Origin of the sequence: Neptunomonas sp. (assembly GCF_016744175.1) — a bacterium.
Lineage (GTDB): Bacteria > Pseudomonadota > Gammaproteobacteria > Pseudomonadales > Balneatricaceae > Neptunomonas.
The window spans coordinates 1-22,399 of sequence record NZ_JADGEV010000058.1 but is presented as its reverse complement, the minus strand read 5'-3'; the positions used below and the strand labels follow the sequence as shown (position 1 = coordinate 22,399).

Sequence of the window (22,399 nt, the reverse complement as noted above, 5' to 3'; positions counted from 1 at the left end):
TGGCGGCGTTGCGTTAAGCAGCAACTTAACCGGTGGTGTGTTCGTCAACCAAAGTGCGGCGTACAGTGATTTTCATGCGACAGGGTGTAACCCTGCAGCCAATGCTTGCTTGTCGGATTTAGCGTATGTAGCGAACCGTTTTCGTGTCGTGCAGAGCCGACGTCACGCGTAATTGGTGAATAATAAATAGTCTTTAAGATTAGATAAGGCTAATGAATACTGGTATTCATGTATTTGTTTCCGTTATAAAGGGGGATGCGCAGTAATATGAGCAGTCCCCCTTTTTTTAACCCTCTTTTATAGCCGAGTTATTATTCTTGGTTATCTGGTTTGGAGAGCAGAATGAAAGTATACGAAATTGATGGCGTTAGACCGGTTATCGACCCTACAGCGTATGTGCATCCAACAGCGGTACTCATTGGTGATGTTATTATCGGGCCACGGTGTTATGTGGGCCCTGCTGCTTGTTTGCGTGGTGACTTTGGACGGCTAGTGCTAAAAGAGGGGGCAAACATACAAGATACCTGTGTTATGCATGGTTTCCCTAACAGCGATACGGTTGTTGAAGAAGATGGGCATATCGGGCACGGCGCTGTACTGCATGGTTGTGTTATTAAAAAAAATGCGTTGATAGGGATGAATGCTGTTGTTATGGACGGTGCAGTGGTTGGTGAATCAGCTATTGTTGCTGCGATGGGGTTTGTTAAGGCTAAATTTGAAGTGCCTGATCGCACATTGGTTGCAGGTTCGCCTGTCAGAATAATCCGTGAACTCTCTGATAAAGAAGTTCAGTGGAAGTCACAAGGAACAGCGCAATACCAAGACTTGGCAGTACGAAGCTTAAGTACTATGCGGGAAGTTGAAGCACTAACTGAAGTTGAGCCAGACCGTAAACGACTAGAGATCGACGTTAATGTTAAACCGTTGTATCAAGTAAAAGAAGAAGGTTAATTATTCGAATAACCGTTCTTGCTTAGTTTAATGATGAGTAGCCATTGGTCATGATCAATGGCTTTTTTATCCCAAATAAGAACGGATCTTAGTGAGTGTGCTCAATATATATCTGCTTTTGCTCTATCTTCCATCGGTAAATATTTGAATTTGTTTGTATAATACATTTATTGAGTATCAGTGAAGACTTATATGATTGAAATATGTACAATGTCTCTTAAAGGAGACGCTTGTAGATAATGAGAATATAGTTATTTCTATTGGCAGTACAATTAAACGTTTTTTGAACTAGACTGTTCTGGCTAAAACGTTACCAGAATTGTTGTAGGTACAAATTACTATGTTACAAGCGCAACCTCGTAATCATTGGCTCATAGCCTGTGCTCTCCTCTCTTTTTTTTATTTCTGTAACACAGCGAATGCAAGTGACCCAGAATTTGATTTAGAGTCCTTGATGAGCACCGATGTACAAGTAACATCAGCCATGAAGCGTGCTCAACCTATCAGCAATACTGCTTCTTCTATTTATGTACTAACAAACAAAGACTTGTTAAATGCTGGTGTACAGTCGATCCCTCAGGCTTTAAATCTTGTGCCAGGTATGCAGGTTCGTCAAATTAACAATAACCAGTGGGCAATTACAGCCCGTTTTGCTGGTGGTCGGTACTCAAGTAACTTATTGGTCTTAATTGATGGTCAAAGTGTCTATAATCCTACGTTTGCAGGTGTGTATTGGGAAAACATAGATGTGCCAATCCAAGATGTAGAACGGATTGAAGTTATCCGAGGACAAACGGGGACTTTGTGGGGCGTAAATGCTTCAAATGGAGTCGTCAACATCATAACGAAGAACTCATTAGATACACAGGAGGGATATGCAACAGTATCGCATGGCTCAGATCTGCAGTATGACTTGAATTTGCGGTATGGCGGCACTATTGGAGACCAAGGGAGTTACCGTGTTTACTCTCATCATTTAGAAGAAAAGCAGGCATCAGAAGGGCTATCTCCAACAAATGATACCAGTCTGCTTAATAGCATGGGAATGCGTGTTGATTATGCCTTTAATGATGACATTACTCTTTTTAGTAAATGGAATATATTAGACTCAGCGATTGGACAGACCTCACGAAGAGTAGACAAAAACACATTAAGAAATGGATCATTTAATGAAAGTGTTGAAAGAAATAAATTTGATTTTTTAATACGAGTAGAAGAACGTATTTCAAAAAAATCGAATCATATGCTTCAATTCTCTATTAATAAAGAGTCCGGGTATCAAGAGACATTAGATGAAGAGTTCAGGGCTGCAGATTTAGAATATCAAATAAATACGCTTATTGGTGATCACCAAATAGATATGGGATTGTACTACCGTTATAACGATATCGAACTTATTAGTGATGAATATATTACTAATTTTGGAAACAGTAATAAATTTGAGAACTATGGCGGTTTTTTTCAAGCACAGTTGAATGTAATCCCAGATAAGTTTCATCTTATTTTGGGAAATATGTCTGCATATAACGATTACACCGGCTGGGAAAATCAGCCAAGTTTTAGAACAATTTATAAAATTTCGCCTAGTCAAACAGTATGGTTTAATGCATCAAAAGCCGTTAGAGTTCCTTCTTATTTAGAGAATAATATTGAGATTCAAGTTAATGGGAGCAAGGTTGGTGAATTTGTAAATACAGGAAATACAACGATTGATAATACTGTATTAGCTTCATATTTAAGAGGTAGTCCCGACACTGAAGCAGAAGAGACGATATCTTATGAGGCGGGTTATCGATTAACAGATGATAATTACTCTTTGGATTTATCTATCTTCAAAAATACGTCGAATAATACCCTGACATACCAACCGAGTATTAATACTCATGCGGTGAATTCTGCGGTATTTGCGTTACTTTCTGGCGATGTTCCTCAAGTGTTATCTATACTGAATAACACACCTATTTATTACGATTTTTTCTCGCTATCAACATTAAATGTTACTGGGCTGGAAGCCGTGTTCGCTTTTGATATATCCCCCAAGGTTGATACAGAACTGTCTTATAGTGTCATCAACTTGGATTATGATCTTGCTCCAGGGCAAGTAGCTGCTATTAGTCATGACTCAACGCTTACTCAGTTAATGGCAAAGTTAAATGTAAAGTTGCCTCATAGGCAGTCCTTGAACATTAATGTTAAGTCTGAGAAAGGCAGTATGTACAGTACGGGAAATATCTTTAGTGCAGATATAGGCTGGAGATGGAAAGCGAAACCGAATGTGACATTGGCGGTTAATGCATGGAACCTCTTCAGTAATGAATATGAATATCTGAATACAAGGGAGCTTCATACTTCTCCCACTAAAGTCAATAAGTCGGTGACAGCTAGCCTGTATGTCGAGTTTTAGACTTCCAGTGTTTATTAAAAATCGATTTAGTTGTATTGGGTTTGTGCCTAAGGAATCGTGCCGTAAAATTTTGTTATTACTGGCATTAGGTATGTATTCAATACCTGCATACTGCTCTGAATTTGATAGAGAAATAACGCTTAAAACCGGTTTTATTTTTAATTTTTCAAGGTTTGGTCAGTGGGAATCAAATTTTTCTGACAAAGCTAACTTTACTCTCTGTAGCCCAGATAGGATTTTTGTAGAGGTAGCAAGAAAGAATTTGGCGAAAAAGAGGGTAGGTAAATTACCGATCAAAGTAATAGAAACTAGCGTAAATGATGATTATGAAGCATGTGATGTTATTTTCATAACAAAGCAATTTTACTTAAATTGGAAAGATAACTTCTCACATCCAGTATCTAAGGGTGTGATGTTGATAGGTGAGAGTAAAGGATTTATTCAAGCCGGTGGGCATATAAATTTCTTCCTGCTGGGCGGTAAAATCAGGTTTGAAGTGAGCATTAAAAACTTAAAAAATTCGGGGTTGCAGCTTAGCTCAAAGGTTTTAAGATTAGGTAAGATTCATGAAAGATAAACCTGTGAGTAGAATAAAGAAGGCTAGTTCTATAGGAAATAAGCTTCTCATAATGCTTGTTGGTATATCGACACTTTCCGCAGTGATCACGGCAAGTGTCTTATTTGTTAATGAATGGTTTGCGGCCACTAATGAGCAGCATAAAAACTTAACATCAATTGCCGAAGTCTTATCCCCTAACCTAATCACTGCCGTCATGTTTGATGATCAACTTACCGTTAGTGAGCTGATTAAACCATTAGAAAATAGGCACGAAATTATTTATTCTCACGTGTCTAAATTAGATAAATCTATAGTTTCAAATGTAGGAAATAGCACACTATATCAAGGTCTAGCTGCAAATCTAAATGAATATATGGTAATTAAACAATCCCTTGTCTTTGAAGACCAAGATTATGGTGAGCTACTCATTATGGCTGATAAGTCTTATGTAGAGAATCGTAGTGAGTTCTATTTTCATTTTCTTGTCGTACTTATTTTGGCCAACTTTGTTATTTGTCTTATTATTTCTTTACGTTTAAGAAAACGTTTCGTATCACCTATAATACAACTTGCTTCATTAGCTAAGAAAGTATCTTCTAATCGTGACTACTCATTACGCGCTAAAAAGATAACAAATGATGAAATAGCAGATTTAACTGGTTATTTTAATCAAATGTTGAAAGCGATTGAAGAGCGGGATCAATACCTAGAGTCACAAGTACTTGTCCGTACTCAAGAAATCGAAATGGCGAACAAAAATTTACGGTTACAGGCATACAATGACAGCCTTACCGGTCTGCCTAACAGGCACTATTTCTATGAGCAATTACAGAGAACCATCGACTTTTCTAATAGATACAATTTGAAGTTTTCTTTGATTTTTATCGACCTTGATAATTTTAAAGAAATAAACGATACCCTTGGGCATGATTATGGCGATTTATTACTCGTTGAAGCTTCAAAACGCCTAGTCGAATGTGTGCGTGAAACAGATACAGTCGCGCGGCTTGGTGGAGATGAGTTTACATTAATTATTCAAGACCTTAGTGCTAACGAAAGAATAAAGGCTGTTGCCGAGAATATATTAAAATCACTTACGAAATCATTTCAGTTGGAGGATGAACGAGTATTTGTTTCAGGAAGTATCGGTGTGACTGTTTACCCTCAACATGGTGATAATGTTGAAGAGCTTGTTAAACATGCCGACCAAGCCATGTACGAATCCAAACATGCAGGACGCAACTGCTATCGTTTCTTTACAAGTGAGTTACAGGTAAATGCTCAAAATAAGAAAATGCTTTCTGATGATTTAAGACGTGCAGTTTTCGAAGATGAGTTTACTTTGTATTATCAGCCTATTGTCGAATTAAAAACCAATAAAGTAGCTAAAGCAGAAGCCTTAGTACGCTGGAATCATCCTTCAAAAGGCATTGTTCACCCTGGCGACTTTATTCCTCTTGCTGAAGAAATGGGTTTAATCTATGAAATAAGTAGCATGGTGGCCAGTAATGCGCTGAAGCAATCTATTAAATGGAGCGCTATTTCTGAGCAAGATATTACTGTCTCAATTAATACATCCCCTTTGTTGTATCGAGGTTCGCCTACTTGGATTGAGAGTTGGTTATTGTTATTAAAGGTGAATAATATTCCAGGACATATGATCACTGTAGAAATTACAGAGAGTCTATTGATGGAAAACAATGACTCAATTAGAGATCAGTTGATTACGCTTAGGGACCATGGAATAGAGGTTTCTATTGATGATTTCGGGGTAGGTTACTCCTCCCTATCGTACCTTCAAGAGCTCGATATTGATGTATTGAAGATTGATCAATCCTTTGTTCGTCGAATAGAAAAAGATAATGATAGTTTGGCATTATGTGAGGCCGTTATTGTAATGGCTCACCGGATTGGCTTGAAAGTAATTGCTGAAGGGATTGAAACAGAGAATCAGCATGAGCTATTAACTCATGCGGGGTGTGACTATGGGCAAGGGTATTTTTATTCAGAACCTGTTCCTGCAGAGGTCTTTACGGAACACTTCATTAGTAATGTTTCATTAGAAGAGGCTTAACAAAAACTGTGACTATGATGCTTTCCTTTTGCCCATCATGATAACAATGAAGCTGAGGACCTTATTCTGATGCTGATTATAGCCAATACATTTTATTCTTATAATTCCTCTATCAGGTTTTGATTTTGATGGAGTCATATCTACGATTTCAATAACGGGTTCAATAGTGTCACCAGGACGAACGGGTGCTATAAAGCGTAATTCATCTATGCCAGGGCCTCCCATGCTAACCGTTTCAAAGAGACGAGTTTGAATCATCATCCGAAAGCAAAGAGACATGGTTTGAAAACCACTGGCAATCAGGCCACCATATACACTTTCTGATGCAGCAAGCGCATTGATATGGAAAGGTTGAGGATCATACATCAGGGCGTAATCAAGTATCTGAGCTTCGCTTAGGGTAAAGCCTTGAGCTGTGAAGGTGTCACCTACGGTGAAGTCATCAAAATAGCGGTCCATAATGTTCTCCAAAGCCAGATATTAGTAAATTATTTATCAAACGTAGCAAAGTGAGGCCAATGTTTTTGAACAATAGGACTTTTTTGGCTCCAGCTGTGACATGTGTTCATTACTGCAGGAAGGGGGTTGCCAGCAGTCCAATTGTCTTCTTTTTCACGATCCTGATAAGTGGCCTGATAAGCAGATGTTGCAATAGGGCCGAGTAGTTCTAACAAGTGTGTGCACCCATTATCACCGCTAAACAATGTTTTAGTGACCTTTGTAAAACCGGGTTTTATCTGTAAGCCTATGAGTTTTTTATAAGCTTGCGTTATTCCTTTGCAATATTCAAAAGGCGTAAAATCCATACTCGCTTCTGCATCTACAATATTAAGGTCAAGGTCAATAGTAATTCGAAGCGCCATATCATGGATGGCTTCACCTGCGGGTATTTTCCCGTCATTACGTTCTTTAGACATTATATCGTGGTCTTTGATGTCTACTAGATGTCCTTCAATATCCCACAAGCCGTCTTCTCGACGGAATCCTTTACAAATAACGGTACGTGTATGTTGAGGCGTTCTATTCGCTGGAGGGGATAACGGCATGATGTAGGATCTTCTATTTAAAGGTTGTAGAAAAGTTGAGCGAGCGAATTAAATGGTTAATCAAGCAACTCCAGCATTTTAGACACTGATGTATATTTTTCTCGAAGTTTGCCCATTTCAGCTCTTTTAACTTCAGCTTTGTCTATTCTTTGCCAGTCATCATAACTGACGTAAGTAACATTACGTTTTTCTAATAGGGTAGATATACCTGAAAAACCTTCTTTATGTAGTAATGGAACAGTATTTTCCCAGGCTGCAATAATGGTTTTCCCTAATGCTGATGCGTCAGCTCTGTTGGAGGGTATAACGCCATTCGCACCTCTTTTACACCACCCAACAGCATAAACGCCTATTTCAACGTAGCTATCCTGATGTGCGATAGTTCCTTTGGTTTCATCATATGGGACGCTTTCTATAAGGTCCGTCGTGTAACCAATGGCTGAGATAACAGTGCCAACATCTAAGGATAAGCGAGTATTTGTTGTTTCACTTACATTTCTTGGTTGGGAGTTAATAGCTAGTTCTATGCTCGTAACGTTATTGTTATAACTACTAATCTCGCGCAAAGAGCTATTAAAAAGAAGGTGTACATGGATAGTGCTGTTGTTGACGTGAATAGGAGATGGCATCGACTGTAATAATTGTATGTTCTTTTCAGCAGCTACAATTTTTTCAGTAGGAATATATTCTGGAATAACCGCTGGAATGACAGCCTTGTCGATATGAAATGCCAAATTTTCTTGTGAAAGGGCTTCTTTCAATTCCATGGGGGTAAAGCTGGTATCTTCAGGCCCACGACGACCGATAATGTATATGTTTTTAATGTCTGCGTTACTAATTGTATCCAAGGCAATAGGGTTAATATCGCTTTTCCTAAGCTCATTCCTATCTTTAGAAAGTATGCGAAGTATATCTAGAGCAACATTACCGTTACCAATAATGGCTACATTTTCTGAAAGAAGGGGGGCTAGGTCAGCGTTATCAGGATGGCTGTTATACCACCGGCTAAACTCACCAGAACCATAAACTCCACGATGGTGCTCACCGGCAACATTAAGTGTTTTGTCTATAGAGGCGCCAGTAGCAAAAATAATGTAGTGGTAGTGGTCTTTTAGTTCTTGGTAACTAATATCTACACCGATATTAACATTGCCTATAAAGCTGATATTGTCACGGGAAAGAATACGATCAAGCTGCCTAGTAATATTTTTGGTCTGATGGTGGTCTGGTGCGACACCTGCTCTTACTAAACCGAAAGGAGTAGGAAGCCTTTCATAAATATCAAGAGAGGCCCCCGGGACTCTTTTTGCCAGCATGTCAGCTATATAACAACCAGAAGGGCCGCTTCCTATAATTGCTATGTGGGTCATAGTTTTTTAATCACTCGGTAATGCTCATTAGGTAGGTGCTAATAAGGTTGTGTATTAATAACTAACTAGAGACCACCAAATCGTTTGTAGAAATGAGGAGCTGGCTCAGGTAGAGGACCATCGGCTGTTTCTTGTGTAGCAGATAAAAATTCTTCGGCTGGCATAAAAATTTTACGATAAATATTTCGACACAATACACGTGCCGAAGTACCAACCCAATCTGCCGGCAGGAGTTTTTCAGGCAAGCGAGGGTCTCGTAAAAGAAGTCGTCTGTAATGTTGAATCAGAAGTGTTCTTAATAAGAAGCACTGCTCCGGGTCTAAATCTGTTTGGTTGTCTAATGCTCGCAAAATAGGGCGAAATCTGTCCAGAAAGGCTTGATAATCTTTTGATAATTGCTCTAAATTCCAGCACTCATGTACCAACTGTTTAAGGGATGCTGATGTGTGGCTACCAAACATCTCGGATTTCATATGAATTATTTCATTGGTTACACAAAGTTCTTGCAGGGTATTATTGATTTCAACGAGATCAGCCATTGGATGTGCCATAACACCGGGGGCAATGTTGCCAAACCCTTGCCACTCAAACTCTTTCTTTAGTACTTTCCTCAACTCATTATCCAGTTGAGTAGTAATGAGCATGTCCCACTTTCCTTGCCACTCTGGATAAAGTTCGGCGTAGATTCTTTTGAACGCACTCTCAAAGCGGCGGCGTCCTGTATCAGTTAGGCTGTAATAACTGCGTCTACCAACTTGATTTGACGTTAGCCAACCTTCTTTAGTTAAGCGGAAGATAGAGGTGCGCACAAGACGTTGGTTTAGCCCCAGAGGTTCAAGAAGTCGGATTAAGCTACCTAACCAGATAGACCCCCCTCTAGGGGCAATCGCATCACCATAAATGGTGATGATAAGGGAGCCTCCTCGAATGGGGCGTTGGTTTTTGAATTCTTCAACAAGATCATCTATGCATTTGAGTTTGTTCATTAAAATATTATATCACGGAAGTTTTGTTAATTTCAGGCGGGGTATTTTGTACTAATGACTCTCTAGTTGAAGAGTGTCGCATGACGATGCTTTTATCGACTGGTATGTATCGATCTGTGCTCCTCACTGGAATAGGTTCTTGCATTAATGAATATTATTACTTAACATGTTAATTATATTATTACTAATTTGTGCTCTAATTCGATGGTCTTAGCTATTAGGTTAATTGACATTGCCTACGTGATACACTATTTTGGATTTAACATTGATTTTTTGTGTCATAACAGTGTTGTTGAGTTGAAAAGTTGTGAGAGGTTATGGGACCTTAACAACTAATGGAGATATAAACTGACAATTTCCAAAAAGGAAATAATCTTCTGCAAATGGAGTAGGTTATTCCCTAGGAGAAATCAGGTATCTTTTGACGATTGTCAATTTTATGGTGTTGTAGCGACAACATAACGATACAAAAATGCTTCGCTCTGTTTAGGTATTTGTAGTAAATACTAGATACGAAACAGGCCGAAAATTGAAACGAAGATACTAATAAGAAAAGATTATTCGCTGATTCAAAAAAGCGATTACTTAAGCCAGGAGAGCAAATCAATGATAAAAAGAAACTTCCTAAAAGTTGCAGGTGCCTTAACGTTAGGCATGTCACTTTCTACCACCGCGATGTCTGAAACAGTCTTGCGTGTAGGAAGCTGGTTGCCACCAACACATGCGCAGAATGCTGTTGTTTGGCCTACATGGTCAAAATGGGTTGAAAATGCGACTGAAGGCCGTGTGAAAGTAAAAATGGAATATGGCTTGGGTCATCCTAAGACAATGTTTGATTTGGTTGAAGATGGCGCTATTGACGCCAGCTTTAGTTATCACGGTTATGTACCTGGTCGTTTCAAATTAACGCAAGGTATTGAGCAGCCTTTGTTAGGTGTTAGTGCAGAAGCTGCGTCTGTAGCTCACTGGCGTGTGCATAACAAATATTTTGCTAAAGCCCAAGAGCATGATGGCCTTGAAGTGTTAACTTTATTTACTCATGGACCTGGTCAAATCCATATGGCTGATCCAATCACAAGCTTGGCTGACTTGAAATCTAAAAAAGTTCGTCTTGGTGGTGGTGTTCAAGGAGAGCTAGGTAAGCGCTTGGGTGTTACAGCAGTAGGTGCACCAGCACCAAAAGTATATGAAATGATGCAGCAGGGCGTAATTGATGGTGTCTTCATCCCAATGGGTGAGCAGAAGTCTTTACGTTTGAAAGAAGTGGCTAAAAATGTAGTTGCTCTTCCAGGTGGTATGTACCTAGGTAGCTTTGCTATGTTCATCAATCCTGACTTCATGGCAGGGCTGAGTGAAAAAGACCGTAAAGCGATTCGTGCGGTATCGGGTGAAAAACTCGCTGCAATGGCGGGTGCTGCATGGGATGCCGCTGATGCAGAGGGTTTAATTGCTGCACGTGCTGAAGGTGTCAATGTTACTGAAGTAGCAGCAGATGGCCCAATGGCTAAAGAGTTCCAAGGTATCGTAAAAGGTATGGATGAAGAGTGGATCAAAAGCGTTGCTTCACGCAAAGTCGATGCAAAAGCAGCGCTTGAAGAGATGCGCTCTATTGCCAGAAACTACGGTAAATAAGGAGTAGTTTATGGGATTTAGTGCCTGGCTAACAGCGCACTATGAAGAGAAAGGGCCAGTCAAATGGCTGGCCTTTGCTCTTGAATTGGTGGCTGCCATTACGCTGTTTTTACTGATGATACTAACGTGTGCTGATGTCTTTGGTCGTTACTTTTTTGGTAATTCGGTCGATGGCACAACAGAGTTGACAGAGATCGGGATTGCTATCCTTGTGTTTGCCGAAATGCCGATTGTTACCTGGCGTGGCGGGCATATTGTCGTAGATATTCTTGACAAAATATGGAGTAACACTGTGCTTAAAGCACTAGGCCTACTCTCTGCTTTGTTAATGTCGGGTTCTCTGTACTACTTAGGCGTAAGAATCTTTCAATTTGCAGATCGTTCTTTCAGACGAGAAGAGATCACTGAATTGCTTGAGATCCCCGTCGGTATAATTGTGCAATACATCGCCTTTATGAGTTGGGCAACAGCGGCGTTGATGATGACGTATGGTATTTACCATATGCTCACACAGGATCGTGACTAAATAATTTTTTCATTTCACCTTTAACGTTATAGGTATCTCCTTATGGAAACTGCGTTAATCGGTTTCGCGATTTTGCTGCTGCTGATTGTTGTCGTGCGAATCCCCATTGCTTTCTCTATGGGTATTGTAGGGTTCTTCGGCTTTGCTGCTGTCCAAGGTTTGAGTTTCGATAATTTCACGGACTTTAATTGGACGCCTTCTATTAGTATGGCGGCTAAAAGGATTGTTGATACAGCACAGGAATACAGCCTTTCTGTTATCCCTTTGTTTATTTTAATGGGTAACTTGGTGACAAAATCCGGGTTATCTCAAGAATTGTACCGTGCTTCTTATGCTTTCTTAGGTCACCGTAAAGGTGGTTTGTCGATGGCTACTGTAGTGGCATGTGGTGGTTTTTCTGCAATTTGTGGTTCTAGTTTGGCAACATCTGCAACAATGGCTAAGGTGGCGATGCCTCCTATGCGTAAATATGGCTATGCTGACTCTTTAGCAACAGCCTCTATAGCTGCAGGTGGCACGTTAGGTATTCTTATACCGCCAAGCGTTATTCTTGTCATTTATGGTTTGCTAACTGAAACGAGTATCCGTGAACTATTTGCGGCGGGCTTTATACCGGGCATGTTAGGGATTTTGTTATACTTGGTAGCTGTTCGCTATGTTGTTTGGCGCAAGCCTGAAGATGGACCATGTGGTGAGAAGTTTACGTGGCCAGAACGTCTGGAAGCGCTTAACGGTGTTTGGGGAGTGCTTATTCTCTTTAGTATCGTTATGGGTGGTATTTACCTAGGTGTCTTTACGCCTACCGAAGCAGCAGGCATTGGAGCGGGTGGAGCATTTGCAATAGCGCTTTTCAGAAAGTCCCTCAATTTTGGCGGTCTGTTCGATATACTGACTGATACTGCTCGCACATCAGCAATGCTGTTTACAGTGCTAATTGGTGCATTGATATTTTCAAACTTTATCAACCGTGCTGGTTTGCCTGCGGATTTGCTCGCGCTCGTTTCTGGGCTTGATGTGCCGCCAATGATGATCATCTTTGCCATCTTGCTGATTTATGTCGTGCTTGGGATGGTGTTTGAAAGTCTATCTATGTTGCTGTTAACTATTCCGATCTTTTTCCCTCTTGTTCAAGAATTAGGGTTTGATTTGGTGTGGTTTGGTATTGTGGTGGTGGTGGTAACTGAAATCAGTTTGATAACGCCTCCCGTAGGTATGAACGTCTTTGTGTTGAGTGCGGTACTGCGTGATGTTAAGGCCAGTACAATCTTTAAAGGTGTTACTCCGTTCTGGTGTGTTGATATTATTCGTTTGATCTTAATTACATTGATTGCGCCAATATCACTCTTCTTACCCGAATTGCTCTATAGGTAGTCTCGGTAAAATATAAGGGTGCTTTTTGCACCCTTTTTACTCTATGCAAGATACGCGTTCATCGATTAAGCGGTATCTAAAAAAAGAGGTATCAAAATGTTACCTGATGTTAAAACTATCCTTTATGCATCTGACATTGAGGAAGGGTCCCGTCCAGCTTTTAGAGCAGCAGTCAGCATGGCAGGGCATTATAATGCTCAGGTTACCTTCCTTCATGTGATTGAACCCCTAAGCGCTTCAGCTCGAAATATAATGAAGACAATGATGAATGATGCATCATTGAATGAAATGCATGACTCGAGTATCGCAAATCTTAAAAGTAAATTGGTTTCGCGTATTGAGCGTTTTTGCGAAACAGAACTTGATGCGAGCGAAGCGATGCAAGAAGGACAGATTAGCCCACGAGTAGAAGAAGGGGTGCCTGATCGAGTGATCCTCAAAGTGGCAAAAGAGATTGGTGCTGACCTTATTGTTATGGGAACGCGCACTCACTCGTCTGTTGGGCAGTTTTTGTTAGGGTCAACAGCAAATCGTATTATGCATCACACTGAAACACCCGTGCTGATTATTCCGCTTAAATGATTTTATTTCTTGTAAGGAAATAATATTGTTCTGTTTAGCTACTTATTTAGAAAGAATGAATTCGGTATCGTATGATTCATCGAATGAGCTTAAAGGTTGTACATCATTCTTTAAGTCCGCTTCTGTGCTGAAAGAGCGACATAATCAGAATTTACTGTAGTACAAATAATAGGTAAAAAAATATGACGAAGAAGTCTTTTGCGTCCTCTGCGGACCTCGGCGTAAAAACCGAAACATTGGAAATCCTAGGTGATGGTATTTATGCGCTAACAGCTGAAGGCGATCCAAATATTTGTGCTGTTGAAGGCGAAGACTTCATTGTTGCTTTTGAAGCACGCGCAACACCAAAAGCGGCCAATGACTGGTTAGAAAAACTACGTGAGCACACAGATAAGCCTGTAAAATATCTTGTACTGTCTCATTACCATGCTGTTCGTGTACTAGGCGCTTCTGCTTACAATGCTGAATCCATCATTGCGCATGAAAATACTAAGTTCTTAATTGAAGAGCGTGGTATGCAGGATTGGGCAAGCGAATTTGGCCGTATGCCTCGCTTGTTCCGTGAGCCAGAAGGTATTCCTGGTTTGACGCATCCCGATATCGTTTTTAATGATCGTATGGAGATCCCACTCGGTGGAGATCGTGGCAACCTGGTACTTGAGTACTGTGGTCGTGGTCATACAGCAGGCGACATTGTTGCTTGGATTCCAAAACAAAAAGTTCTGTTTGCAGGTGACTTAGTAGAAGCTGCTGCAGCGCTTTATACGGGTGATGCTTTCCACTTTGACTGGTCTACAGAGACACTAGACAAAGTTAAAAAATATGAAGCTGAAGTACTTGTTGGTGGTCGTGGTGCTGTTGTTCGTGGCCGTGCTGATGTTGATGCTGCAATCGAGCAAACGCGTGGTTTCTTAACGGGCATGATCGAGAAAGTTGGTGAAGTCCATAAACGTGGCGGTAGCGTCAAAGAAGCCTTTGAGTCTACACGTGATCATCTAGGTCCTAAGTTTGGTATGTGGCCAATCTTTGAGCACTGTTTGCCATTTGATGTTCAACGCCTATGGGATGAATTTGACGGTATTGACTGGCCTCGCATCTGGACTGATGAGCGTGACCAAGAAGTATGGGATAAACTCCAAGACTAATAATTAGTACTGGCTTTTTAAAGGCACCCTCTTAGGGTGCCTTTTTCGTTTCTATTCATTAAATCAAAGGCTTGTATCTTATCTAGACAGTTGTTAGCTTCACTTTAGGCAAATCAATAATATTTAAGGTGTTTGGATGGATGTTCTTTCTGCAATGAGTGTGTTTGTACGAGTTGTTGATCTAAAAAGCTTTTCATTGGCGGCTACTGAAATTGGAATTTCTAGTTCTTCAGTGAGTAAACAAGTTTCGCAGCTTGAAAAACATGTAGGCGCTAAATTATTGCAAAGAACGACCCGTCGCTTATTCGTTACTGATGTTGGCGCTGCTTATTATGAAAAATGCCAAACGATTCTTGAAGAAGTGGAAGAGGCGGAGAATCTAGTCTCGCAGCTGCAGGGTAAGCCACGTGGCATATTGAGGATTACCTGCAATATGACGTTTGGCCAGATGCAGCTTTCAAAAGCGATTCCTGAATTTATGGATAAGCACCCTGATGTTCAGGTGGATATAACGCTAGATGATAGAGCGCCTGATCTTATTCGTGATGGGTTTGACATGGCGATACGGATCGCAGACCCCCAATTACCAGATTCAAGCATGATAGCGCGCGAGATATCTAAAATACCGATGTATATTTGTGCAACACCCAGCTATCTCGAGACAAATGGTCATCCAGCATGTGCTGAAGCTCTTAAAGAGCATAATTGCATTGTTTTTGTTTACGCTGCAAATGCAAACCAATGGACTTTAGAAAGAAATGGTAAGCGTTGTACCGTCTCTGTGAATGGTGATTTAAAAGCAAACAATAGCTTGGTTGTTAGAGAATCGGTGCTGCAGCATCGAGGTATTGCTAACTTAGCTGACTTTGTGATTTCTCGTTTTGTTAAGTCTGGAGATCTTGTTCAAGTGTTTCCTGATCATCAACCAGAATTGCTTTCAATTTTTGTAGTGTATCCTGATCGAAAGTATACCTCCCCTAAAGTAAGTGCTTTTATCGACTTTTTTCGTGAATGGTTAGAGAGAAATCATAAAGAAGACTTATGGGCTGAGTAGGGTATTAGTGTGGATTAATGAATAATAAGTACGCCTTTAGTGTAATTAACGTTAATTTATTCCGCATGTTCTCTCTTTTGTTTCTTATTTAGAAAGAATCTTATTCACTTAAGCCTGATTATCAATGCGCGGGATTCCGGTATCTTTAGTTACATGAAAGCGCTGTTCGCTATGTAACCTGAGAACATAAAACGAGAGCCCCAGAAATGTTAAATACCTATACTTTTCCCGAGTTTCATTATGCTCGGTCATCTGATCAAGACTCCCAGAAAATAGTTAAGCACCCCGTTGTGGTTGTTGGCGCAGGCCCAATGGGGCTCGCTGCTGCTGTCGATTTGGCACTCAATGATGTCCCAGTCGTTATTCTTGATGATAACAACACCGTCAGTGTTGGGTCGCGTGCTGTTTGTTATGCCAAACGTTTTTTGGACATCTCGGACAGGCTAGGCGTAGGTCAGAGACTCGTTGATAAAGGTGTAACGTGGAATATTGGTAAAGTTTTCCTAGAAGAGGAGCAAGTCTACAGCTTCAATATGCTTCCTGAAGAGCACCATCGCCGCCCAGGATTTATCAACCTTCAGCAGTACTACATGGAAGAGTACTATGTTGATCGTATTAGCCAATTAGAAAAAGCAGATCTTCGTTGGAAAAACAAAGTCATTAATGTTGTTGAAGAAAATGACCATGTTACTTTGACTGTAGGTACGCCAGAAGGTGAATATCAGATTCAGGCGCAGTATGTAATTGCTTGTGATGGTGCTAACTCTAAAGTGCGTGCCATGTGTGGATTAGAGTCGAAAGGTCAGATATTCCACGATCGCTTCCTGATTGCCGACGTAGTCATGGACCCTAAGAACTTTCCACCTGAGCGTTGGTTCTGGTTTAACCCTCCGTTCCATGAAGGCCAATCTACATTGTTACATCGCCAAGCTGATAATGTATGGCGTATTGATTTTGACCTTGGTTGGGATGCTGATCCTGAAGAAGAGAAAAAGCCAGAAAACATTATTCCACGTGTCCGAGCTTTCTTAGGCGAAAACGTTGAATTTGAATTGGAATGGGCATCTGTCTATACCTTTACTTGCCGTCGTATGGATGAGTTCCGAAAAGGCCGTATCTTCTTCGCAGGTGATGCAGCCCACCAGGTCTCACCCTTTGGTGCCCGTGGAGCTAATTCGGGTATTGAAGACATAGACAACTTAGTATGGAAGCTTAAACTCGTAATGGAGAACCGTGCACCCGAGTCTTTGCTTGATAGTTATTCACCAGAGCGGGTGTTTGCTGCAGATGAGAACATCCTTAACTCTACACGCAGTACCGACTTTATATCACCAAAGAATGCGGTTAGTCGTGTGTTCCGTGATGCTGTATTAAAGCTCGCTAAGAATTACAGCTTTGCCCGCCCACTTGTGAATAGTGGTCGTTTATCAGTACCACCAATTTTAACGGAATCACCATTAAATACGGCTGATACCAGCAAGTTTACCTGTAAAGTCGTTCCTGGTGCTCCTTGTACAGATGGGCCGGTAATCCGCGATGGCCAAGAAGATTACTTACTTACATGCTTAGGTAACACGTTTAATGGGTTGTTATTTATTGAACAACGTCAGGAGCTGAGTGAAGAAGTCTTAGGTGAATTAGCAGCGCTGGCTTCTCAAGAAGTACCTGTTAAAACCTTTATTGTGGCTCGCTATGACATGGAAATCACGTTTCCTGAAGGGGTTGAATTACTGGTAGATAAAGTCGGTGCAGTAAGCGAGCGGCTAGATGCGGCTGCGGGGACATTTTATTTGATGCGCCCTGATCAGTTAGTAACTGCACGTATGCGTCAGTTTGACACAAAAACCACTCATGCAGCGTTGAATAAAGCACTGGGCAAGTAATCAGGAGATAATGAATTATGACCACGTTAATTACCGAAGCAAACCTGCCACGTCCAGATGATTTCTATCAAGTCTTAACGGATATGCATAGAGATCTATCGGATGAGCAAAGTGCAGATGTAAATGCTCGCCTTATCCTGTTGCTGAGTAATCATATTGGCGAGCAGGATGTACTTGAAGAAGCAATGACTATAGCTCGAGAGCATATTAGCTAGTCTGAAAATATTCAGTGTTTAATGTTGCTTATAAAGCCCGGCCTCGTGCCGGGTTTTGATGTTTAATGTAGCGTTATATTTACAGATTTAAGAGAGAAGAAAAACATGATTTTATATGATTACTGCAGGTCATCAGCAGCATACCGTGTCCGTATTGTTTTGAGCTTAAAGGGATTGGTCTATGATCAAGTACCTGTAAACCTAGTAACAGGGGAGCATCGAGAGGGGGCTCATATAGCGCGTAATGAACAAGCTTTAGTACCCGTACTTGAAGATAATGGCGTGCAACTAACGCAATCATTGGCCATATGTGAGTACCTAGATGAGGCTTACCCACAAACGACCGCTATGTTAAGCGGTTCTGCTATCGAAAGAGCACAGCAAAGATCTTTTGCGCTAGCGGTGGCGTGTGATATACATCCGGTTAATAATCTGCGCGTGCTTCAATACTTGGTAGGGGAGATGGGTGTTGATGCTGACGATAAAATGCAGTGGTACCATCACTGGATTCACACAACGTTTAAAGCACTTGAATTACGTTTAAGTAATCGAAGTGAGCAAACTGATTTTTGCTGTGGTGAGCAGCCATCGATTGCTGATGTATGCCTTGTCCCTCAAGTCTTTAATGCACACCGTTTTGAAGTCGATATGTCTGCATACCCATTTATCAGTGCTATACATGCGCGCTGCACAAAACTGGAAGCTTTTGCTAAAGCGCACCCAGATTTACAGCCAGGTGCGTAGCTTTACTTACTAAGCTAATTGGACTCGGTCATAGATTTCATTGCTTCTCGAGTCCATTCCATCGCTTCACGATAGCCTTTTTCATAAATTACATCATCAAAATCTGTTGGCAGTAATTCCCAATTACCCGCTTCATAGTTAATAACATTGTTAAGTACTTCACCTATGTCGCCAGCACCATCACATATTGCGTCTTTAATATCATCGCCTAAAGGCACTTGTTCGAGCATTTTCTCACGCTCAATATCTAACAAGGCATGTAAGCCTGACATCATGCCCGCCATGAAATAGCTGGATGCGTTACTTTTCTTCTGCTGCTGGGCAACCTGTTCAGACATCCTGCCTCTGATCAGTAATGCACGTGTTAACTCTTCAGGCTTCTCTGAATTGGATGACATGGCAATTAGCGTTGTCCATTTTTTTACTTGCGGTATGCCGAGTAAAACAATGGCTTCTGAAACTGATTCAACCTTGCGGACTAAAGAGTAAGCAGCAGAGTTAACAATACGTAGTAATTTATAGGTTAATACAGGGTCAGTTATGATTAGCGCTTCAAGCTCTTCCGGTTTTGCATTGGGGTTTTGAAGTGCTTGCATTAACTGTAATAGTGCTATTTGCCCTGCATTAATTTTTTTACCTTTAACCAGTTTAGGTCTTGATAAAAAGTAGCCTTGAAAAAGCTTAAAGCCAAGCGATATACAGGTTTCAAGCATTTCGTGAGTTTCAATTTTTTCAGCAAGCAACGCAACTTTATACGGCTTGATGGTATTAATAAGCTCAACCATTTCATCATATGTATGATCAAGCACATCAATTTTTACAATCTGAGCTAACTCTAAAAGTGGAATGTATTCAGGAGAATAGACAAAGTCATCCAACGCTACACGGTAGCCTTGGTCTTTTAACTTGCGAACGCCATCGATAAAGGCTTCGTCAACATGGGCATCTTCAAGTAGTTCAAGTACGATTTGTTTTTTAGGAAGATCTGGAATATTGCCATCTACAACGATGTCATAAGTCAGATTAATGAAAGCAGGAACGACCTTAATTTCACCGGCATCACATATAGACGTGTATTCATTTAATAAAACTTCACTTGTTGCTTCTGTTCCTCTAAAGACTGCATTCTCAGAGTCACCTTCTGTTCGATACAGTATTTCATACGCTACCACCCGTTGCTGTCGGTCAAATATCGGCTGGCGTGCCATTAAGACCTGGCTGCCCATTTCGGCATCATTCATTGATTAGCTATCCTGCATATGAATTGTAATCCTTAGTTTAGTCTCTCAAATTTAAGTTTGCCAAAAATTAATGCAGTTATTACACAGTTTCATTGATTCGTGACGGTATAATAGGGGCTACTGATAAGGAGAGTGTTATGACGATCAACTGGTTTCCCGGACATATGCATAAGGCCCGTAAGGAAATTGCCAAAGTCATGGATGAAATTGATGCCGTGATAGAGGTCTTAGATGCGCGCCTACCGTTGTCTAGTGAGAACCCATTGGTTAATTCATTGCGCAAGGGCAAGCCTGTACTTAAAATTCTTAATAAGAGCGACTTAGCTGACCCTAGTAAAACTGCGGAATGGCTCAAATATTTTAATGGTTTAGAAAATATTAAGGCAATTAGCCTAGAGCAGAACCAGAAAAAGCTGATTAATAGCATTCCTGATATGTGCAAGCAGATGGTGCCAGTTCGCGTGAACCAAGACCGGCCTGTTCGGGTCATGATCATGGGTATTCCTAATGTTGGAAAATCGACGTTGATTAATGCCTTACTTGGGCGGAAAATTGCCAAGGTAGGTAATGAGCCTGCTGTTACGAAAAACCAGCAACGTTACATATTAAAAAATGGCATGGCGTTATCGGATACACCGGGGTTTCTTTGGCCTAAAATTGAAGATCAAGAATCTGGCTACCGATTGGCTGCAAGTGGCGCGATTCGTGATACCGCGATTGAGTATGAACTGGTCGCCTTGTTTGCTGCCCAGTTCATGTTAAACGAATACCCTGATCGACTTCTTGAACGCTATAAGCTTAAGGAGCTACCTATAGGTAGTGACGAGCTGTTGGATGATATTGGCCGTAAACGTGGTGGCTTGCGCCCAGGCGGAGTAGTTGACCGCCACAAAGCTTCTGAGGTGCTATTACATGATATGCGCGGGGGAAAGCTTGGGCCTATTACCTTTGAAACAGTAGCAGAGTGGATATTTAAACAAGAAGAAGCTATTCGTTTATTAAAAGAAGCTGAAGAAGCACAATTGCAACTTGAAGCGGATGCGGCAAAGAAAGCGCTGGAAAATCAAAATTATCGAAAGTCTGGAGAAAATAAGTATGACGCGTAAGAAAAAGCAGCGTAGCCATGTAGGGCAATTTGTTACCGGGGAATCGGATATCCCGACTAAAGAAGAGCTGTTAGCGGATCCAAACAGTAAAGAAAGCCTTAAAAAGAAAGCATTAGAGTTAAGTAAAAAGAAAAAATCTGTGTATCAAAAAGAACTTGATAAACAGCAGGCAGAGAAAGACAAAGCAGCTAAGCTTCAGCAACCACAAGGTGGCCGTTTAGCTGACAAAATCCGCGCAAATGCCAAAGCAAAAGAAAACGAAGAAGCACAAGAAAACCAAAACGAACAAGCAGACTCATAATATTCTGCCGTTCTTTATAGAGACTCTGCGTTAGTGAAATACGATGTTGTAATTATTGGAGCCGGTGCTTCCGGCTTAATGTGCGCTGCTACTGCTGGCTATCGTGGTAGATCAGTATTAGTGATCGAGCATACAAACAAAATAGGCCGTAAAATTCTGATGTCCGGAGGCGGGCGCAGCAATTTTACCAATTTACATAATACGGCCGACAACTTTGTTTCCGAAAATCCGCACTTTTGTAAATCAGCATTGAGTCGATACTCTGTCCGTGACTTTATCGAGCTAGTTGAGCGCCATGGCGTGGACTATCACGAGAAAACACTAGGGCAGTTATTTTGTGATGACAGCAGTAAAGAAATATTACGTGTATTGCTCACTGAGTGTGAGTGGGCTGGCGTAGAGATCCATAAAGAAGTAACCGTTAACCAAGTACAGAAACAAGCACAAGGTTACCAACTGCATACAACGGAAGGTAAGGTGCAGGCACAATCCGTTGTTATAGCAACAGGCGGCTTATCGATTCCTAATGGTGGCGCCACACCGTTTGCCTACGAAGTGGCAACACAGTATGGCTTAACGGTTTTGCCTACATCAGCAGGGCTGGTTCCTTTTACCTTACAACCTGACTTATTAGCGTCGCTTAAACCATTGTCCGGTGTATCGCATCGTATTACTGCCAGCGTTGGCGATATCTCTTTTACCGAAAATATGTTGTTTACTCATAGAGGTTTAAGTGGCCCAGCGATCTTGCAAATATCCTCCTACTGGAGTTCTAGTGAAGAAGTGGAGATCAACTTCTTTCCTGAATTCGATCTATTAGCATGGCTAAAAGATCAGCGAGAACAACGACCTAAAGCTGATATCTCAACGGTAATGTCACAAAAAATGAGTAAGCGAATGGCGCAAATACTTTGCGAGCTATTTTCCCTAAGTGGAAACATGGCCGACAAGGGTAACGCCGAGCTTGAAAAAATCTCACAAGCATTTTGCCACTGGCGGATAAAACCTTCGGGCACAGAAGGATACCGTACCGCCGAAGTAACCCTGGGTGGAGTATCAACCACCGAAGTATCGCAAAAAACCATGGAAGCGAATAAAGCACCTGGTCTATTTTTTATTGGCGAATGCTTAGATGTAACAGGGCACTTAGGTGGCCACAACTTTCAATGGGCGTGGGCCTGCGGGTTTGCAGCGGGACAGGCTGTTTGA

At 41.1% G+C, this 22,399-nt stretch carries 21 protein-coding genes; 16 read left to right on the top strand and 5 right to left on the bottom strand.

Annotated features, from left to right (window positions below):
- The first annotated feature begins 342 nt into the window (after positions 1 to 342).
- From paaY to QZZ55_RS18080, 4 genes are all read left to right on the top strand, one after another.
- Positions 343 to 951 (top strand): phenylacetic acid degradation protein PaaY, encoded by a 609-nt coding sequence (gene paaY, locus QZZ55_RS18095; protein ID WP_293268827.1) that lies wholly within the window; start codon positions 343 to 345, stop codon positions 949 to 951.
- A gap of 454 nt (positions 952 to 1,405) precedes the next feature.
- Entirely contained in the window at positions 1,406 to 3,355 is a 1,950-nt protein-coding gene (locus tag QZZ55_RS18090; RefSeq protein ID WP_293268826.1) for a TonB-dependent receptor, read from the top strand.
- 7 nt (positions 3,356 to 3,362) lie between these two features.
- On the top strand, positions 3,363 to 3,932 hold the full coding sequence (locus QZZ55_RS18085) for a YfiR family protein (protein ID WP_293268825.1): 570 nt from the start codon (positions 3,363 to 3,365) through the stop codon (positions 3,930 to 3,932).
- Positions 3,922 to 5,988 carry an EAL domain-containing protein gene (locus QZZ55_RS18080; RefSeq protein ID WP_293268824.1) on the top strand — a complete coding sequence of 689 codons (2,067 nt, stop codon included), beginning with the start codon at positions 3,922 to 3,924 and terminating at the stop codon, positions 5,986 to 5,988. Before QZZ55_RS18085 ends, QZZ55_RS18080 begins: the two co-directional genes overlap by 11 nt.
- A 12-nt stretch (positions 5,989 to 6,000) precedes the next feature.
- Here the strand turns inward: QZZ55_RS18080 and QZZ55_RS18075 are convergent, their stop codons facing one another.
- From QZZ55_RS18075 to paaX, 4 genes are all read right to left on the bottom strand, one after another.
- Complete coding sequence (locus QZZ55_RS18075; RefSeq protein ID WP_293268823.1) at positions 6,001 to 6,447, bottom strand: MaoC family dehydratase; 447 nt, start codon at positions 6,445 to 6,447, stop codon at positions 6,001 to 6,003.
- Between the two features lie 29 nt (positions 6,448 to 6,476).
- Positions 6,477 to 7,034 carry a DUF2889 domain-containing protein gene (locus QZZ55_RS18070; protein ID WP_293268822.1) on the bottom strand — a complete coding sequence of 186 codons (558 nt, stop codon included), beginning with the start codon at positions 7,032 to 7,034 and terminating at the stop codon, positions 6,477 to 6,479.
- Between the two features lie 56 nt (positions 7,035 to 7,090).
- A complete protein-coding gene (locus tag QZZ55_RS18065; RefSeq protein ID WP_293268821.1) occupies positions 7,091 to 8,404 on the bottom strand; it encodes an FAD-dependent oxidoreductase in 1,314 nt (437 codons plus the stop codon).
- Positions 8,405 to 8,469: 65 nt separating this feature from the next.
- A complete protein-coding gene (paaX, locus tag QZZ55_RS18060) occupies positions 8,470 to 9,390 on the bottom strand; it encodes a phenylacetic acid degradation operon negative regulatory protein PaaX (RefSeq protein ID WP_293268820.1) in 921 nt (306 codons plus the stop codon).
- 606 nt (positions 9,391 to 9,996) lie between these two features.
- Between paaX and QZZ55_RS18055 the strand changes: the two genes are divergently transcribed.
- The 9 genes from QZZ55_RS18055 (at position 9,997) to maiA (ending at position 18,542) form a co-directional block, all read left to right on the top strand.
- Positions 9,997 to 11,022 carry a TRAP transporter substrate-binding protein gene (locus QZZ55_RS18055; protein ID WP_293268819.1) on the top strand — a complete coding sequence of 342 codons (1,026 nt, stop codon included), beginning with the start codon at positions 9,997 to 9,999 and terminating at the stop codon, positions 11,020 to 11,022.
- A 10-nt stretch (positions 11,023 to 11,032) separates the two neighbouring features.
- Entirely contained in the window at positions 11,033 to 11,548 is a 516-nt protein-coding gene (locus QZZ55_RS18050) for a TRAP transporter small permease (protein WP_293268818.1), read from the top strand.
- A 42-nt stretch (positions 11,549 to 11,590) separates the two neighbouring features.
- A complete protein-coding gene (locus tag QZZ55_RS18045) occupies positions 11,591 to 12,919 on the top strand; it encodes a TRAP transporter large permease (protein ID WP_293268817.1) in 1,329 nt (442 codons plus the stop codon).
- Positions 12,920 to 13,015: 96 nt separating this feature from the next.
- Entirely contained in the window at positions 13,016 to 13,501 is a 486-nt protein-coding gene (locus tag QZZ55_RS18040) for a universal stress protein (RefSeq protein ID WP_293268816.1), read from the top strand.
- Positions 13,502 to 13,683: 182 nt separating this feature from the next.
- The gene (locus QZZ55_RS18035; protein ID WP_028470688.1) at positions 13,684 to 14,646 is read left to right on the top strand and encodes an MBL fold metallo-hydrolase; all 963 of its coding nucleotides are present in this window, start codon (positions 13,684 to 13,686) and stop codon (positions 14,644 to 14,646) included.
- Between the two features lie 136 nt (positions 14,647 to 14,782).
- On the top strand, positions 14,783 to 15,700 hold the full coding sequence (locus QZZ55_RS18030) for a LysR family transcriptional regulator (protein WP_293268815.1): 918 nt from the start codon (positions 14,783 to 14,785) through the stop codon (positions 15,698 to 15,700).
- A gap of 206 nt (positions 15,701 to 15,906) precedes the next feature.
- Positions 15,907 to 17,583 (top strand): FAD-dependent oxidoreductase, encoded by a 1,677-nt coding sequence (locus QZZ55_RS18025; protein WP_293268814.1) that lies wholly within the window; start codon positions 15,907 to 15,909, stop codon positions 17,581 to 17,583.
- 17 nt (positions 17,584 to 17,600) lie between these two features.
- On the top strand, positions 17,601 to 17,798 hold the full coding sequence (locus QZZ55_RS18020) for a DUF2783 domain-containing protein (protein WP_293268813.1): 198 nt from the start codon (positions 17,601 to 17,603) through the stop codon (positions 17,796 to 17,798).
- Positions 17,799 to 17,903: 105 nt separating this feature from the next.
- The gene (gene maiA, locus QZZ55_RS18015) at positions 17,904 to 18,542 is read left to right on the top strand and encodes a maleylacetoacetate isomerase (RefSeq protein ID WP_293268812.1); all 639 of its coding nucleotides are present in this window, start codon (positions 17,904 to 17,906) and stop codon (positions 18,540 to 18,542) included.
- A gap of 14 nt (positions 18,543 to 18,556) precedes the next feature.
- On the opposite strand, the gene QZZ55_RS18010 is transcribed toward maiA, so the two are convergent.
- A complete protein-coding gene (locus QZZ55_RS18010; protein WP_293268811.1) occupies positions 18,557 to 19,783 on the bottom strand; it encodes an HDOD domain-containing protein in 1,227 nt (408 codons plus the stop codon).
- A gap of 137 nt (positions 19,784 to 19,920) precedes the next feature.
- On the opposite strand from QZZ55_RS18010, the gene ylqF reads away from it, so the two are divergent.
- From ylqF to QZZ55_RS17995, 3 genes are read left to right on the top strand one after another with little or no spacing between them, the layout of a single operon-like run.
- On the top strand, positions 19,921 to 20,889 hold the full coding sequence (gene ylqF / locus QZZ55_RS18005; protein WP_293268810.1) for a ribosome biogenesis GTPase YlqF: 969 nt from the start codon (positions 19,921 to 19,923) through the stop codon (positions 20,887 to 20,889).
- Positions 20,879 to 21,190 carry a hypothetical protein gene (locus QZZ55_RS18000; RefSeq protein ID WP_293268809.1) on the top strand — a complete coding sequence of 104 codons (312 nt, stop codon included), beginning with the start codon at positions 20,879 to 20,881 and terminating at the stop codon, positions 21,188 to 21,190. The genes ylqF and QZZ55_RS18000 overlap by 11 nt, the downstream gene beginning before the upstream one ends.
- A 33-nt stretch (positions 21,191 to 21,223) precedes the next feature.
- The gene (locus QZZ55_RS17995; protein ID WP_293268808.1) at positions 21,224 to 22,399 is read left to right on the top strand and encodes an NAD(P)/FAD-dependent oxidoreductase; all 1,176 of its coding nucleotides are present in this window, start codon (positions 21,224 to 21,226) and stop codon (positions 22,397 to 22,399) included.